Raw genomic sequence first — 17,502 nt, forward strand, 5'->3', positions numbered from 1 at the left:
TGTGTCATCGATTGCACACAAACGGAACACGATTCCACGGAAATCCTTACACTACCGAACACCGTTGGAAGTATTTTTGAGTTACTTAGATGAAGCAGTTTTGTCTAGCTTAATTTGACAAATCAAAAAACTAAAAAATATAGTAAGCGATTTACATCAGGTAGCTTCAAAGTTAAGCATTCATAGACCTGAGCACCTACTCCGAGATTTCTATTAGAAAATAATTTGAAATTATCTATATTTTATAATTGTGATTGATTGACTAATTAACAAAATAGTCATATGATAGTATGTGTGGTTGCACACTATTTATTTTACTTAATTTTAACACTAAAATGAATACTTTAAAATTACATAGATCAGGAGGTGACTCATATGGACTTTATGTCAATCGCCTTCGCGATCGTTGCTTTAATAGTTGGAATTATAATCGGCTTTTTAATCAAAAAAGTGTCAGACAATAAACGTATTGAGGGTGCGAAAGCAAATGCTGAAGTCATTGTTGACGATGCAATTAAACAAGCTCAAAATCTTAAACGAGAAGCGCTATTCGAAGCGAAGGAAGAAAATCTAAAGTACCGTAATGAGATTGAGGCGGAATTAAAAGAGCGTCGCAATGAAGTCAGTAGATCCGAGAATCGTTTAATTCAAAAAGAAGAAAATTTAGATCAAAAAGGTAATAATTTAGACAAAAGAGAATTAAATATTGAATCTAAAGAAGATGATTTGAACAAACGACTACAAAGTGTTACTGATAAAGAAGCAAGAGTGAATGAAATAATTCAACAACAAAAAGATGAATTAGAACGTGTCGCAGCATTGTCTCGAGACGATGCAAGAGAGTTAATTATTGACGAAACAAAAGATGGTTTAGCTCAAGACATAGCAATAATGGTTCGTGATGCAGAGCAACAAGCTAAAGACGAAGCAGACCGTAATGCGAAAAATATTATACTACAAGCAATTCAAAGAACATCCACCGATATTGTCACTGACAATTCAGTGAGTGTTGTTCAATTACCTAACGACGATATGAAAGGTCGTATTATAGGTAGAGAAGGTAGAAATATTCGAACATTCGAAAGCTTAACTGGTATCGATTTAATTATTGATGATACACCAGATACTGTCGTATTAAGTGGATTTGATCCAATTCGACGCCAAATTGCAAAAATTGCTTTAGAAAAATTAATCCAAGATGGACGAATTCATCCTGCTCGAATTGAAGAAATGGTTGAAAGAGCTAGAAAAGAAGTCGATGAAAAAATTCGAGAAGTCGGTGAAGAAGCTACATTTGAATTAGGCATTCATTCACTGCATCCAGACTTGATTAAAATCATTGGTCGATTAGCTTATCGAACTAGTTATGGTCAAAACGTCCTAAAACATTCCATCGAAGTAGCTAAATTAACGAGCTATATGGCGGGTGAGTTAGGTGAAGACGTTGTCGTAGCTAAACGAGCTGGTTTATTACATGATTTAGGTAAAGCATTAGATAATGAAATCGAAGGTACACACGTTGAGATTGGGACAGAGATTGCAAAACGTTATAAAGAATCAGACGTTATTATTAACGCAATTGCTTCCCATCATGGAGATACTCAACCAACTTCAATGATATCAGTGTTAGTTGCTTTAGCAGATGCATTTTCTGCAGCAAGACCTGGTGCTAGAAGTGAATCACTTGAGAATTATATACGTCGACTTGAACAATTGGAAGAAATTTCAACAAGTTTTGATGGAGTCTCTCAAGCTTATGCAATTCAAGCTGGACGAGAAGTCAGAGTAGCAGTTAGACCAGACAAAATCAATGACGCACAAGCGGCTAAAGTGGCTCATGACATTCGAAAACGTGTTGAGTCTGAAATGAATTATCCAGGAAACATTAAAGTAACGGTAATTCGCGAAACAAGATCTGTCGAATATGCCAAATAATTGAGTTAAAACTACGAGCGTTAATGCTCGTGGTTTATTTTTTTGGGTATTAAAGTAATTTTAAAAAGCTAAATAAGATAAATATAATGCAACAATCAGATGAAGTCGGATCATTCTGTCGACTTTATTTTACATGAAAATATTGATATGATACTAGGTAAGATTAACTGGAAAGAGGACTTGCATGAAAATATTATTTATAGGCGACATTGTTGGAGTAAGTGGGCAAGAGGCAATAAAAAAATATTTAACTCAACTGAAACAAGAACACAAACCACAAGTTACGATAGCAAATGGTGAAAACATTGCAGACGGGCATGGAATTACAGAAACACTCTATAAATGGCTAATGTCATCAGGAGTAGATGCGATTACACTAGGAAATCACGCTTTTGATAACCGAAATATTTACGAATTTATTTCAGACGCAAAGTGTTTAGTGCGCCCAGTCAATATGCCAGAAGGAACTCCAGGTAAAGGTGTTCACTATGTTAGAGTGAATGATATGGAATTGGCTATTATTAATGTCATAGGGAATGTATTTATGAAGCCTTCACTTGATGCATTTAATTACTTGAAGCCGTTAATTGAATCGGTTAAGAAAAGAACAAACCATATTTTTATTGATTTTCATGGTGAAACAACGAGTGAAAAACAAGCGATGGGCTTTTTATTTGATGGGCAAATCTCTGCACTTGTAGGAACGCATACACATGTTCAAACAAATGATGGCAGAGTCCTGCCACAGGGAACCGCTTATATATCAGATGTCGGCATGACAGGTGCTTTAAATAGTGTGATTGGTTTCCGTAAAGAGGATTCCATTCGGCGTTTTACAAGCCAATTGCCAACGCGCTTAGAACAAGAAATTTCGAATGAAGCTGTTATTAGTGCAGTTGTCATCGATATCAATTCGTCAACAGGATTAGCAAAATCAATTAAAACAATATATCAGCAAATTAGATAGGAAGATATAAATGGCAAAAAAGACGAAACAAACGCCAATGATGGAACAATATTTAAAGATTAAAGAAAGTTATCCGGATGCGTTTTTATTTTATCGGTTAGGTGATTTTTATGAGTTATTTCATGAGGACGCAATCCAAGCATCGAAAATATTAGAAATCACTTTAACATCCAGAAATAAAAATGCTGATAATCCGATACCTATGTGTGGGGTTCCGTATCATTCTTCAACAGAGTATATAAAACGCTTAATTGAAGCCGGTTATAAAGTTGCGATTTGTGAACAAATGGAAGACCCTAAGCAAGCAAAAGGTATGGTCAAAAGAGAAGTCGTCAGAGTGGTGACACCCGGGACAATTCTTGAAGATGATGCGATACCAACAAAAGAGAACAATTATCTTGCATGTATCCATATCGGTGATAATGGCTATTATTTAAGCTACATTGATATCTCAACGGGGGAATTATATTTGACCAAAACGACTATTTGGAATCAATTAGTCAATGAAGTCAAAGGGATTAATCCTTCAGAGGTGATCATTGATTCCAAGATTGATAGCGAATTATTAGAGAAATTAAAACAACATTTAGGTAGTTTCTTTACTTTATTCGAAAGTAACCATGAAATAACACATTCATGGAAGATAGCTGAACCAACAAAGGATGAATTAATAAACTTAAATATGCTTTATGGCTATTTGGAAAGTATTTATATTACTAATTTAGAACATATAAAGGAAGTTGAACGTTACGAACTCAGTTCTTATATGCAAATGAACTATTATGCGAAGTCACAATTAGAATTGACTCGCTCATTGCGTTCACAAAAGAAAAAAGGTTCCTTACTCGACTTAATTGATAAAACTAAAACAGCCATGGGCGGCCGAAAATTACATCAATGGTTAGACAAACCCTTGCTAGATATGAATGATTTAACTGATCGACATCAAAAGGTTGAAAACTTAATGGGTTTTTATTTTGAGCGTGTAGACTTAATGGACAGTTTGAGCCAAATCTATGATTTAGAACGACTTATAACAAAGATTAGTTTAGGGAATGCAACTGCACGTGATTTAAATCAATTACGTAATTCATTGCAAGGCATTCCTAGAATCAATAAAATATTAGAAGTCATTAACAATCATTTAGCTCATGATGTCAATACTACGCCATTTAAATTATTAGATGAATATAAATCATTATTAGAATACGTCGATTCAGTATTAGTGGATGATCCTCCCATTTCAATCACTGAAGGAAATATTATAAAAGATAAGGTCAATGAACAATTAGATACATATAGAGATGCCTTGGAAAACGGACAAAAATGGCTCTCAGAGCTACAAAAAAGAGAGCGCGAACAGACAGGTCTTAAAACGTTAAAAGTGGGTTACAATAAAGTATTTGGCTATTATATTGAAATTAGCCGACTCCAAGCAGCAAACTTTAATGATGACCGCTATATTCGTAAACAAACGTTGACGAATGCTGAGCGATATATTACTGAAGAATTGAAAGAAATTGAAGCGACTATTCTCGGTGCCCAAGAGAAATCAACGTCTTTAGAGTATGATTTATTTATTGCACTGAGAGAACACGTAGCAAAATATGTGAGCGACTTACAAGAGCTAGCTCATGAAGTAGCTACATTAGACGTACTAGTCAACTTCGCTAATATTAGTGAGTCTGAAGACTATGTTCGTGCGGAATTAACCCATGAAGCTAAAAGAATTGAATTAGAAGATTCACGACACCCAGTTGTCGAAAGTTTAATTGGAAAAGCCAATTTTGTGCCTAATTCTTTATCCGCTGATGATGATCGATCTTTATTTTTACTAACTGGGCCAAACATGTCAGGCAAAAGTACATTTATGCGTCAAATTGCATTTTGTGTTATTTTAAATCAAATCGGCTGTTTTGTTCCGGCTAAACGTGCAAAACTACCAATCGTAGATAAAATCTTTACACGTATTGGAAGTTCAGATGACACGACAAGTGGTCAAAGTACATTCATGGTTGAGATGATGGAGACGAATGTGGCCTTGGAAGAAGCGACAGAGAATAGTTTACTTTTATTTGATGAGATAGGACGAGGAACAGCGACCTTCGATGGGATGGCCTTGGCTGAAGCAATTATTAAATACATTGCTAAAAACGTCAAAGCGTTGACTATCTTCTCAACTCACTATCATGAACTGACTGAATTGGATAAAACCATTGATGAAGTGAAAAATATTCATGTCGGTGCCCAAGAATACGATGGAAACTTGATATTCTTACATAAAGTTCTTGATGGACCGGCAGATAAAAGTTATGGGATTCATGTGGCTAAGTTAGCAGGTTTACCTGAAAGAGTCTTAGAGGAGAGTCAAGAAATTCTATTCGAACTCGAAACCAATGCGAAAAACTTACGTGAATCTGGAGCAGTTCAATTAGATTTATTTGCTGAACGAGAAGCTGAAGTCATTCAAGAAGTGGTACCAGATAATATTCAATCAATTGTGGATGATTTACGTTCACTTAATATTAATCAAATGACTCCCATCGAAGCAATGCAAAAACTTTACGAATGGAATCAAGAACTATAGTATATTGTTGGAGGTGATATAGTGGGAATTATTAAGCAAATGCCTGACTTTTTGGCGAATCAAATTGCTGCAGGGGAAGTCGTTGAACGACCAGCCTCGGTAGTAAAAGAATTAGTGGAGAATGCCATAGATGCTGAAAGTACACAAATTATTGTTGAATTAATCGAAGCAGGTATTCAAAAAATTAAAGTGACCGATAACGGTAAAGGGATTATTGCCGAAGACTTGCCAATGGCGTTTATGGCACATGCAACAAGTAAGATATATGAATCAACAGATTTATTCAATATCAATTCCTTAGGTTTCCGTGGAGAAGCTCTAGCAAGTATTGGTTCTGTAAGTAAGGTTCGTGTCGAGTCAATGACAGAAGATGACGATAGTAGACATTTTATTGAGATAGAAGGGTCTAAAATCATTGAAGAAGGATTGACTCAAGCAAAAATTGGTACAACGGTTGAAGTGAATAGTTTATTCTACAATACACCAGCCCGTCTTAAGCATTTAAAGACAATCAAGACAGAATTAAGTCATTCCTTGAAATTCATACAAAATATTGCTTTAGCCTATCCTGCTATTCGGTTTAAACTGACCCACAATGGTCAAGAGATTTTCGCCAGTCATGGAAACGGTAATCTCCAACAAGTGATTGCGAGTGTGTATCAACCTGCATTTGCAAGAGATTTAATTTCAATCCAAAGCGAATCGGATGATTTTTCAATCAATGGATTTATATCTAAACCGACCTTAACTCGTACGAGCAAACAATATATCCATTGGATTATTAATGGTCGTTCAGTGAAGAGTTATATGTTAGATGAAGTGTTAATTAAAGCGTATGGTAGACAATTGATGATTGGGCGTTATCCCATCGCTATTATTCGAATTCAACTCGACCCAAGACTGGTGGATGTGAATGTGCATCCAACGAAACAAACGTTACGTTTAAGTAAGGAAGATGAATTAAGTGAGTTAATTACACAAGCGGTGCACCAAACGTTAGATGTAGTCAATCCAATTCCTTCTTTAGAAGAAAGTGATTTGCCCAATGTTAATAGAAACAATACAAATTATAATCCAGTTCAGTTTAACTTTTCGCAAAAAGCACCGCCAACAAATATCGAACCGGACTGGGTTCAAAACACAGAATCCGAAGCGAAACCGATGGATTATAAAGAACAATTGCAACATGCGCTCAATAATAATGGCACAAATCGAAGTGGTTCCATTGGAGAACCAACTGATGTAATCTATCAGCGAAGTGAACCAACGAACGAAACAATTCAAACAAATGACTTCGATTCTTCAACAACAAACAAGCAACCTGTAGAAGAAAGCAAACGATATTCCTTAGACTTTTACAGTTTAAGATATGTCGGTCAAATTCATGGGACCTATTTAATCGCAGAAAATGAGACTGGATTTTATTTAATTGACCAACATGCGGCTCAAGAACGCATCCGTTATGAAGACTTAATGAACGAAGAGGTCGATGTTACTATCCAACAACAGCTACTTATGCCAATTATCATCAATTTTACGACAAGTGAAATGGAGATCATTAGCGAATTAGAAAATCAATTCGAGAAATTAGGTCTTTATTTGGAATTGATGGGGCCTACAAGCTATAAGTTGGAAAGTTATCCGGATTGGTTGTATTATGAAGAGGTCGAAGGATTAGTAACGGATTTAGTAGAACTTTTGAATAAGCAACCGAATCTGACAGTTCAAGAATTAAAAGAACGGTCAATTATTATGCAAAGTTGTCGGGGCGCGATTAAAGCGAATCATTATTTAGATGATAAACAAGCAATTGCTTTAATTCATGGACTAGATGGATTAGAAGATCCATACCATTGTCCACATGGCCGTCCTGTATTTGTCGAATTTGATCACAACACATTAGAAAAACTATTCAAACGAATCCAAGATACACACGAGAGAGGGGTATTTAGATGAGTAAAGCAGAAAAATCCAATGAAAATATTAAAAAATTAAATGAATTACAGTATAATGTGACACAAGAAAGTGCGACGGAGCGTCCGTTCACTGGAGAATACGATGATTTCTATGAAAAAGGTATATATGTCGATATTGTCAGTGGAAAACCGTTATTCTCAAGTTCAGATAAGTATGATGCGGGTTGTGGTTGGCCATCATTTTCACAGCCAATTGAAGAATCATTTGTTACTGAACATGATGATTTCAGCTTGAACCGTAAACGTACTGAAATCCGCAGTTCCGATGCCGATTCACACTTAGGTCATGTATTTCCAGATGGGATAGAGGAATTGGGTGGCCTGCGCTATTGCATTAACTCAGCGGCATTAAGATTTATTCCTGAAGAAGAGATGGCAGAAAAAGGATATAGCGAATATCTTAAATATGTAAAATAGGAGTGAGTATAATGGCTAAATTAGATTATCAAGAACAAATTAAAAATTTAAATGAAACTCAATATCAAGTAACACAAAACGAAGGAACAGAAAGACCTTTCACGGGAGAGTATGATGACTTTTATGAAAAAGGCATTTACGTAGATATCGTAAGTGGTGAACCTTTATTCTTAAGTAGTACTAAGTATGATGCGGGTTGCGGATGGCCATCTTTCTCACAACCAATCACGAAGACAAATATTGTCGAAAATACCGATTTAAGTCATGGGATGGTTAGAACTGAAGTGAGAAGTACCGATGCTGATTCACATCTAGGACATGTATTTAACGATGGACCACAAGATCAAGGTGGCTTACGTTATTGTATTAACTCAGCTTCATTAAAATTCATTCCTTTTGAGGAAATGGATGAAGCGGGCTACAGTGAATATAAAAGCCAAGTGGAGTAATTAGACTATGTATGAATTTATAGAAGGAATATTACACTCTGTTACGCCACAATATATTGTTATTAATGTGAATGGGATTGGCTATAAAATTATTACAGCCAATCCTTTTCGTTGGCAAGACTACTTAAGTCAAACCGTTCAATGTCAAGTTGAGTTAGTCACTCGAGAAGATTCGATGACTTTATACGGTTTTTACGATGCCAACGAAAAACAATTATTCCATAAATTAAATAAAGTATCCGGGATTGGACCTAAAAGTGCTTTATCTATCTTAGCTTTAGATGATCATGATGGGTTAATTCAAGCGATTGAATCGGGAGATAGCCAGTATTTAACGAAATTTCCAGGTGTGGGTAAAAAGACTGCCCAACAAATGGTACTAGACCTAAGAGGGCAATTAGACTTTGCCTCTGAAGTAGCTAAGAGTGACACATCACAAAGCACAAGTGCATCAGATGAGATTAATGAGAAAGTCATCGAAGCACTCGAAGGTCTTGGTTACTCGCAACGTGAAATTAAACGTGTTGAGAAAGCAATAAAGGCTGAGCAATTTAACTCAACCCAAGACGGCTTGAGTTATGCCTTCAAATTATTAATTAAAAACTAACAAGGAGGGCAGAGTATGAGTCATGAAGACCGTATTTTACAAAACGAACCGTTAAATGAAGCAGAAGAAATGCAAGAACAATTACTGCTTCGACCTAAATTACTTAAAGATTATATTGGTCAAGACAAATTAAAAAAAGAATTGTCAGTCTATTTACAAGCAGCTAAAATGCGTGAAGAAGCATTAGACCATATTTTAGTTTATGGCCCTCCAGGCTTAGGTAAAACAACATTAGCAATGATTATTGCAAATGAGTTAGAAGTTGGAATACAAACAACGAGTGGTCCAGCCATAGAAAGACCTGGGGATTTATTAGCGATATTGAATGAACTAAATCCAGGCGACGTTCTCTTTATCGACGAGATTCATCGTCTTCCTCGTATAATTGAAGAAGTATTGTATTCTGCGATGGAAGATTATTTTGTTGATATCGTCATTGGGCAAGGATCAGCAAGTCAGCCTATCCACTTTGAATTGCCACCGTTCACACTGATAGGGGCAACAACGAGAGCAGGAATGCTTTCACAACCTTTAAGAGACCGATTTGGGATTGTGTCTCATTTGGAATACTATAATACAGAGGATTTAAAAGCAATTGTTAATCGAACAGCAAATGTTTTCCAAATTGAGATTGATGACCATGGCGCGCAAGAAATTGCTTTAAGGAGCCGAGGAACTCCCCGAATTGCGAATCGATTGCTAAGACGTGTGCGAGATTTTGCACAAGTTAAAAGTAATGGAAGAATAACTCAATCAGTAACAGACGAATCTCTGCAAATTCTTGATATTGATGAGTACGGTTTAGATGGCGTAGACCGAAAATTACTATCAACAATGATTGAATTGTATGATGGTGGTCCGGTTGGGCTAAGTACGATTGCGATAAACATCAGTGAAGATACAGAGACAGTCATTGATATGTATGAGCCTTACTTATTACAGAATGGCTTTATCCAAAGAACACCCAGAGGCCGAGTAGCAACTAAAAAGACATATGAACACTTAGGCTACCCATGGATGGAAACGAAAGAGGAATAAAATGTTAACGACAAAAGATTTTGATTATGAATTACCAGAGCATTTAATCGCTCAAACACCCCTAGAAGACCGAAGCGCTTCGCGTCTCTTAGTTCTTAATAGAGAAGACGATACCTTGGAAGACACAGATTTTAAACATATCCTAGATTATGTAAATCCTGGAGATGCTTTAGTAGTCAATGAAACGCGAGTAATTCCAGCACGCATCTTTGGTGTAAAACCAGATACCGGTGGACATCTAGAAGTATTACTATTAAATAATACTCAAGGTAATGAGTGGGAAGTGTTAGTTAAACACGCGCGTCGAGCCAAAGTAGGAACGGTCATCGAATTTGGTAAAGAAGCTCAACTTCGCGCAGTAGTTAAAGAAGAATTAGAGCATGGTGGGCGAATCATTGAATTTGAATACGAAGGTGTCTTTTTAGAAATATTGGAGACATTAGGTCAAATGCCGCTCCCACCATATATTAAAGAAAGACTCGAAGATCCAGAGCGTTATCAAACGGTTTATGCAAAAGAAAATGGTTCGGCAGCTGCACCAACAGCCGGTTTACATTTTACAAATGAGTTGTTTCAACAAGCAAAAGAAAAAGGAATTGAAATTATTCCACTAACACTGCATGTAGGTTTAGGAACATTTAGACCAGTGTCTGTTGAAAATCTAGAAGAACATGAAATGCATTCTGAGTTTTATAACTTAAGTGCTCAAAGTGCTGAGCGCATTAACAAAATTAAAGATAATGGCGGAAAAATTGTAGCAGTTGGAACAACTTCTGTTAGAACCCTAGAAACAATTGCAAATGATAATAACGGAGAAATTAAAGCAGGTTCAGGTTGGACATCAATCTTTATTACACCTGGTTATGAATTTAAAGCAGTGGATCATTTAATAACGAACTTCCACTTACCTCAATCAACGTTAGTGATGTTAGTTAGTGCATTCTATAACCGAGAAAGAATACTGCAAGCTTATAGACATGCTGTAGACAATGAGTATCGATTCTTTAGTTTTGGAGATGCAATGTTAATTTTGTAAGTAAATTTGAGCGCTTTGTTGGTCAAACCAACAAGGTGTTTTTTTCTCTCTCAAAGTTTGAAGATAGAGGGAATAGAAGCGATATGGTATGATATTAACGAGAATGATTAGGAGGTGAACCGATGTTATTAAATGTTCAAAGTGAGTATTCACTTTTGAGTAGTACGTTAAGAATCAATGATTATATTAAAGAAGCCAAACGATTAGGTTATGATGCGATTGGCTTAGCAGATAATCAAGTGCTTCACGGAGCGTTACAATTTTACACACAAGCGAGAAAGATGGGTTTGAAGCCTTTAATTGGTTTAAACATTACGCTAATTGGTGGAATCAGACAAGATGAGCGTTACCCATTTATGCTGTATACAAAGAGTGAAACAGGTTATCATCATCTAATAAAAATTTCAAGAATGGTCGAAAATAATCACATTGATGATTTAGAAGTTTGGGCTTATTTAGAACAACAAGCAACTGATTTAGTATATATATCATCGGGAAGATTGAGTGAGATGGAACAAGCCATTATTCATGAGGATGGCGAACATGGAAAGAAGATAGTAACTTATCTTAATCAAGTATTCGGAAATAATCATGTATTTATGGGAATGACAATCTATCCCTACAACAAATTCGAAATTGAGATGTTATCACATTTTGCGCAGGAAAATCATATCCAACAAGTGATAGCTCAATTAGTAAATTCATTAAAAGAAGACGAAGCTTTCAGTTTACAAATCCTCAAATCCATTAAAGACAATGAAACGATTGATCATTCATTACGTTATTCAAAAGGATCAAACTTTTTATTTCCAAAAGAAACACTTCGTTCAATGTATGTTAATAACGGATTAGAAGAAGTTTGGAATAATACAGAAAAACTTGTTGAAAAATTGAATGTGGCCATTGATTCAAGCCAATCCTATTTACCAAAGTATCAAGCGCCTGATGATTTAACGGCCTCAGAATATGTCAAAGAATTGACGTTCAATCAACTAGAGAAAATAGGCAAAAGTCAAGATGAAACATACATCCAGCAATTAAATCATGAATTGCAAGTCATTGATCGAATGGGCTTCAGTGACTACTTCTTAATTGTATGGGATATTATCAAATATTGTCATGAGAAAAATATTCGAATCGGACCGGGTAGGGGTTCGGCAGCGGGTTCACTGGTCAGTTATTTATTACAAATTACATTAGTTGATCCTATCGAATTTGATTTATTATTCGAACGTTTTTTAAACCCAGAACGCTACAATATGCCCGATATTGATATCGATATTCCAGATAATAAAAGAGAAGCAGTATTAAAATACATTCAAAAAAGATACGGACATGAACAAGTCGCTCAAATTGTAACTATGGGAACCTTTGGTGCGAAAGCTTCAATTCGAGATACTTTGCGTGTCGTTGGTGCGGAAAGTGATCAACTAAAACGTTGGTCGCAAGCAATACCATCTGATCAAAACCAATTAATGACTTTAGAGAGAGCAGTCAAACAATCCAAATTATTACAAGCAATTGTGTCAGAGAGCGAATTTAATCGAGACATTTTTAATGCGGCACAAACTATAGAAGGATTACCTCGTCATAATTCGACCCATGCGGCAGCAGTAGTAATTAATGATTTTCCGCTTGATTCGATTATTCCCGTCAAAGATCGTGAGAATGATTTGTTAATCACACAGTTTACAATGAACGATGTCGAACAAATGGGCTTATTAAAGATGGATTTTTTAGGATTAAGAAACTTAACAATTCTTGATAATATTATCCGAAATATTAAAGTAAATAAAAATATCGATCTCTTAGCACAAGATATACCAATGAATGATTATGAAACGATTAAACTGTTTCAGGAAGCCGATACAAATGGGGTATTTCAATTTGAATCAGACGGAATTAAAGATGTACTAAAACGATTGAAGCCAGAAAACTTTGAAGATATAGTCGCCGTTAATGCACTGTATCGACCAGGACCAATGAAACAAATTGATTCCTTTATTCGAAGAAAGCACGGCAAGGAAAAAATCGAGTACGTCAACGAAGTCTTAGAACCAATATTGAATACGACTTATGGAATTATTGTTTATCAAGAGCAGGTCATGCGAATTGTCGTTGATATGGCTGGATTTTCTCTGGGTGAAGCGGATATTTTACGGCGTGCGATGGGGAAAAAACAAGTAGACGTCATGGAAAAGGAAAGAGAGCATTTTGTGAATGGAGCCATCAATAAAGGTCATACAGAACAGGCTGCTAAAGTTGTCTACAATTATATATATGAATTTAGTAATTATGGGTTTAATCGAGCTCATGCCGTTGTTTACTCAACCCTGGCCTATCAATTAGCTTATTTGAAAGCTAATTATACAGAAGAATTTTATCAAGCGATATTAAACAATGGGCGCTCGCAATCGACTTCTTTTAATCATTATATCCAAGAGGCTAAACATAGATTACAGAAATTATTACCGTTGGATATTAATAAAAGTGGGGCAGGATTTAATGTTGATGAAGGTTTGCGCATTGGTTTCAACTCAGTCAATGGTGTTAGGGGAGAACTTATTGACCATATCCTGGAAGACCGGAGTCAAATGGGAGCATATAAAAATCTATTGAACTTTCTTCAGCGATTACCACTCAAGTTATTAAAAGTAGATATGATATCGCCATTAATTTATGCTGGCGCTTTTGATGGATTTGGTGCAAATCGGGCAACATTGGTACATAATTTACCTGCTATGATCCAATCCGTTGAATTCAGTGGCCAAAATATTAATTTATTTCAAGAAATGGAACCTAAAATTGAATGGAAAGAAGATTTTTCACTGATCGAACGGTTGAATCATGAGAAAGAAGCACTCGGATTTACAGTTTCAGGGCATCCGCTAGATGCGTATAAAGATATTATTAATAATGATCCTGATTTTATTAATATTTCTGATGCTGTAAACGCTCCATTAAAGAAAAAAGTAAAACTAATCGCACTGGTTCAGACTGTAAAAGTAATCCGAACAAAGAAAAATGAATTAATGGCTTTCTCAACAGTTGGAGATGAATTTTACACCATCGACCTTGTTGTTTTTCCAATGATTTTTCAAAAAAGTATGCAATTACTGAGAGAGGATAATATATTAATTATCGAAGGTACGATAGGTGTTGACCGGCGCGACAACTTACAAATCGTCGTTGACGGATTAAAACCCGTCAGTAAATATAAAAATAATCAAAAAATGCCACCACCAACAAATACCATTCGTCGTTGTTTTATACAAATAGAAGATTTCACCCAAGATCATGCAAAAATTGAGAATGTGAAGCAATTGGCCTTGGACAACTTTGGACCAGCTGATATCATTTTAGTCGACCGAAATCGACAAACAATTCAATTGGATTCGCCTTATACAATTAGTTATAGTTATCGAGTTCAACAACAACTTAAAGAAATCTTTGGTCAGGAACGAGTAGTTTTTAAATAAATCATTTAATTACCGATATTAAAGCAAGAAAATGAAAATGAAAACGTTCCTTTCATAAAAAAGAATTGAAATTATATGACTTTATATATGAATAATGATAAAATAACGGCAGTGGTAAAAATCTTACCAATCTGTATTATTGAATTAGAGGTGGAAAATGGAAATCAAACGTATTGCCGTTTTAACTAGTGGTGGTGATGCTCCTGGTATGAACGCAGCTGTTCGTGCAGTCGTTGAGCAGGGGATTCATCATGGTTTAGAAGTTTATGGAGTATACTATGGTTATCGTGGTTTAGTAGAAGGAGATTTCCGACTACTAACACTCTCAGATGTGCATCATAACATTCGACGTGGTGGAACAATGTTATATTCAGCACGTTATCCTGAATTTAAAAACAAAGAGTATCAAGAAAAAGCAATTAGCCAATTAGAAAAATTTGGTATTGATGCTTTAGTTGTTATTGGTGGTGACGGATCATTTGCCGGAGCTTTAAGTTTATCTAAATTAGGTTTCCCAGCCGTAGGAATACCTGGAACAATTGATAATGATATCCCTGGAACAGAATACACTATCGGATTTGATTCAGCTGTCAGTGTCGCCTTAGACGCGATTGATAAAATTTCAGATACTGCTGCATCACATAATCGGACATTTGTTGTAGAAGTGATGGGAAGACACGCTGGAGATATCGCAATTTGGGCAGGGGTAGCTGCGGGTGCAGATGCAATTATTATCCCTGAAGAAGAATTTTTAATTGAAGATGTTGTTCGCCGTACAGAAGCAGGACGCTCAGCAGGTAAAGATTATTCTCTAGTTGTTCTAGCTGAAGGGGCGATGGATGTTGATAATTTCGTTGAACAATTCCAAGTATTAGCACCGGATCAAAGTGTTCGCGGTGTTACGTTATCACATATTCAACGTGGTGGAACACCTACTGCACGTGACCGTGTCTTTGCAACTTTAATGGGAGCTCGATCTGTTGACTTAATAATTGAAGGACAAAAAGCTATCTACTTAGGTGTTCGTGAAGAGCAATTAACTGTATTTGATATTGTAGAAACTTTAGAAAAAACTGAACACCATGTTAGACAAGATCTATTCCAATTAAATCAAGAATTAACTGATCGTGGAAATTAAATCTAATTAAAAGGAGAATATTATCAATGAATATTAAAAAAACTAAAATTGTTTGTACTTTAGGACCAGCAAGTGACGCTCAAGAAACAATGGAGCAATTAATTGAATCTGGAATGAACGTTGCTCGTTTTAACTTCTCACATGGTGATCATGAAGAGCAATTAGTTCGTTTCAACACTTTAAAAGCTGCTCGTGAAGCAACTAAACAAAACGTAGGTATCTTATTAGATACTAAAGGACCAGAAATCAGAACTCATTTAATGGCAACAGATATTGTTAAATTAGATAAAGGTAAAACTGTTCGAATTTCTATGGAAGAAGTTGCTGGTACCGAAGAAAGATTCTCTGTTACTTACGATCAATTAATTAACGACGTTAAAGTCGGCGGGCACATCTTATTAGATGATGGTTTAGTTGATTTATTAGTCACTGAAATCGATCACGAAAATGGTGATATCGTAACAGAAATCCAAAACAACGGTATTCTTAAATCTCGTAAAGGTGTGAACGTACCAAACGTATCACTTAATCTACCAGGTATCACTGAAAAAGATGAAAATGATATTCGTTTCGGAGTACGTGAAGGAGCTGACTTTATTGCAGCAAGTTTCGTACGTCGTGCATCAGACGTTATGGAAATTCGTCAAGTACTTGAAGAAGAAGGACGTCCTAATGTTAAAATTATTTCTAAGATTGAAAACCAAGAAGGTGTAGATAACTTAGATGAAATTTTAGAAATTTCTGATGGTATCATGGTTGCCCGTGGTGACTTAGGGGTGGAAATCCCAACGCCAGAAGTTCCAATTGTGCAAAAACACATTATCAAAAAATGTAATGAAGCTGGTAAAGTTGTAATTACTGCAACTCAAATGCTGGATTCAATGCAAAGTAATCCTCGTCCAACACGCGCCGAAGCCGGTGACGTTGCGAACGCAATCTTTGATGGTACAGACGCAGTTATGTTATCAGGTGAAACTGCCGCAGGTGATTACCCAGTTGAAGCTGTTAAAACAATGTCAAGTATTGCATTACGTACGGAAGAAGCATTAGTTGGTCAAGATGCGGTTACTCTTAAAGAATATGACAAACGTGACTTAACTGAAGCGATTGGTCAAGCTGTAGGACATACTGCTAGAAACTTAGCTATTAATACAATTGTAGCAGCGACAAGTTCTGGACATACTGCTCAAATGATTTCTAAATACCGTCCTCAAGCTAATATTATTGCAGCGACATTTGATAACGAAATTAGTCGTTCATTAACATTATCATGGGGAGTACAAGCTTTCGAAATCGAAGCACCAGGATCAACAGATGAGATGTTAGACTCAGCAACTCAATTGGTTCAAGAAACAGGTTTTGCAAGTGAAGGTGACTTAATTATCATCACTGCAGGTGTCCCAGTAACTGAATCTGGTACAACTAACTTAATGAAGATCCAATTAATCGGAACATTGTTAGCGCAAGGTGAAGGTGTTGGTAGCGGAAACTACATCGGTAAAGCTGTTATTGCAAACTCTGCTGAAGAAGCAAATATTAAAACAGTTGTTGGTTCAGTATTAGTTGCTAAAAACACAGATGCTGATTATTCTGAAGCAATTAATAAAGCTGGAGCACTTATTGTTGAAGAAGGTGGAATTACTTCTCATGCTGCAGTTGTTGGACTTGAACGTGGAATTCCAGTTATTGTTGCAGTTGAAGGAGCATTATCTTCAATTAAAGCTGACGAATTAGTTACAGTAGATGCTCGTCGTGGACGCATTTACCGTGGGGCAACAGTAAGTATCTAATCTTATATTTTAATTAAGAGCACCATCAAATCTACGTATTCTAACTTCGATTTGATGGCGCTCATTTTTTTATGAATTTTCGT

General features: G+C 36.0%; 12 protein-coding genes and 1 pseudogene. All 13 read left to right on the forward strand.

Annotation, left to right across the window (positions count from 1 at the left end):
* A pseudogene (locus tag ACEN3Z_RS06045) lies at positions 1 to 118 on the forward strand (IS30 family transposase); the annotation flags it as partial.
* Between the two features lie 257 nt (positions 119 to 375).
* On the forward strand, positions 376 to 1,935 hold the full coding sequence (rny, locus tag ACEN3Z_RS06050; RefSeq protein WP_407090095.1) for a ribonuclease Y: 1,560 nt from the start codon (positions 376 to 378) through the stop codon (positions 1,933 to 1,935).
* A gap of 184 nt (positions 1,936 to 2,119) precedes the next feature.
* Positions 2,120 to 2,902: a TIGR00282 family metallophosphoesterase gene (locus ACEN3Z_RS06055; protein ID WP_407090096.1), complete on the forward strand. Its 783-nt coding sequence runs from the start codon at positions 2,120 to 2,122 to the stop codon at positions 2,900 to 2,902.
* Between the two features lie 10 nt (positions 2,903 to 2,912).
* On the forward strand, positions 2,913 to 5,489 hold the full coding sequence (gene mutS / locus ACEN3Z_RS06060) for a DNA mismatch repair protein MutS (protein WP_407090097.1): 2,577 nt from the start codon (positions 2,913 to 2,915) through the stop codon (positions 5,487 to 5,489).
* A gap of 21 nt (positions 5,490 to 5,510) precedes the next feature.
* Complete coding sequence (mutL, locus tag ACEN3Z_RS06065) at positions 5,511 to 7,445, forward strand: DNA mismatch repair endonuclease MutL (RefSeq protein ID WP_407090098.1); 1,935 nt, start codon at positions 5,511 to 5,513, stop codon at positions 7,443 to 7,445.
* A complete protein-coding gene (msrB, locus tag ACEN3Z_RS06070) occupies positions 7,442 to 7,882 on the forward strand; it encodes a peptide-methionine (R)-S-oxide reductase MsrB (RefSeq protein ID WP_407090099.1) in 441 nt (146 codons plus the stop codon). Before mutL ends, msrB (ACEN3Z_RS06070) begins: the two co-directional genes overlap by 4 nt.
* An 11-nt stretch (positions 7,883 to 7,893) precedes the next feature.
* Positions 7,894 to 8,331, forward strand: a complete 438-nt coding sequence (gene msrB, locus ACEN3Z_RS06075) for a peptide-methionine (R)-S-oxide reductase MsrB (protein ID WP_407090100.1) — start codon at positions 7,894 to 7,896, stop codon at positions 8,329 to 8,331.
* 7 nt (positions 8,332 to 8,338) lie between these two features.
* Positions 8,339 to 8,938 (forward strand): Holliday junction branch migration protein RuvA, encoded by a 600-nt coding sequence (gene ruvA, locus ACEN3Z_RS06080; protein ID WP_407090101.1) that lies wholly within the window; start codon positions 8,339 to 8,341, stop codon positions 8,936 to 8,938.
* A 15-nt stretch (positions 8,939 to 8,953) separates the two neighbouring features.
* Positions 8,954 to 9,976 carry a Holliday junction branch migration DNA helicase RuvB gene (gene ruvB, locus ACEN3Z_RS06085; RefSeq protein WP_407090102.1) on the forward strand — a complete coding sequence of 341 codons (1,023 nt, stop codon included), beginning with the start codon at positions 8,954 to 8,956 and terminating at the stop codon, positions 9,974 to 9,976.
* Position 9,977: 1 nt separating this feature from the next.
* A complete protein-coding gene (gene queA, locus ACEN3Z_RS06090) occupies positions 9,978 to 11,012 on the forward strand; it encodes a tRNA preQ1(34) S-adenosylmethionine ribosyltransferase-isomerase QueA (RefSeq protein WP_407090104.1) in 1,035 nt (344 codons plus the stop codon).
* Between the two features lie 122 nt (positions 11,013 to 11,134).
* Complete coding sequence (locus tag ACEN3Z_RS06095; RefSeq protein ID WP_407090106.1) at positions 11,135 to 14,491, forward strand: DNA polymerase III subunit alpha; 3,357 nt, start codon at positions 11,135 to 11,137, stop codon at positions 14,489 to 14,491.
* A 163-nt stretch (positions 14,492 to 14,654) separates the two neighbouring features.
* The gene (locus ACEN3Z_RS06100; RefSeq protein WP_407090143.1) at positions 14,655 to 15,629 is read left to right on the forward strand and encodes an ATP-dependent 6-phosphofructokinase; all 975 of its coding nucleotides are present in this window, start codon (positions 14,655 to 14,657) and stop codon (positions 15,627 to 15,629) included.
* A gap of 32 nt (positions 15,630 to 15,661) precedes the next feature.
* Positions 15,662 to 17,419 (forward strand): pyruvate kinase, encoded by a 1,758-nt coding sequence (pyk, locus tag ACEN3Z_RS06105; RefSeq protein ID WP_407090145.1) that lies wholly within the window; start codon positions 15,662 to 15,664, stop codon positions 17,417 to 17,419.
* The last annotated feature ends 83 nt before the right edge of the window (positions 17,420 to 17,502 follow it).

It is taken from the genome of Ruoffia sp. FAM 26254 (assembly GCF_045528545.1).
In the GTDB taxonomy this organism is placed as follows: domain Bacteria; phylum Bacillota; class Bacilli; order Lactobacillales; family Aerococcaceae; genus Ruoffia; species Ruoffia halotolerans.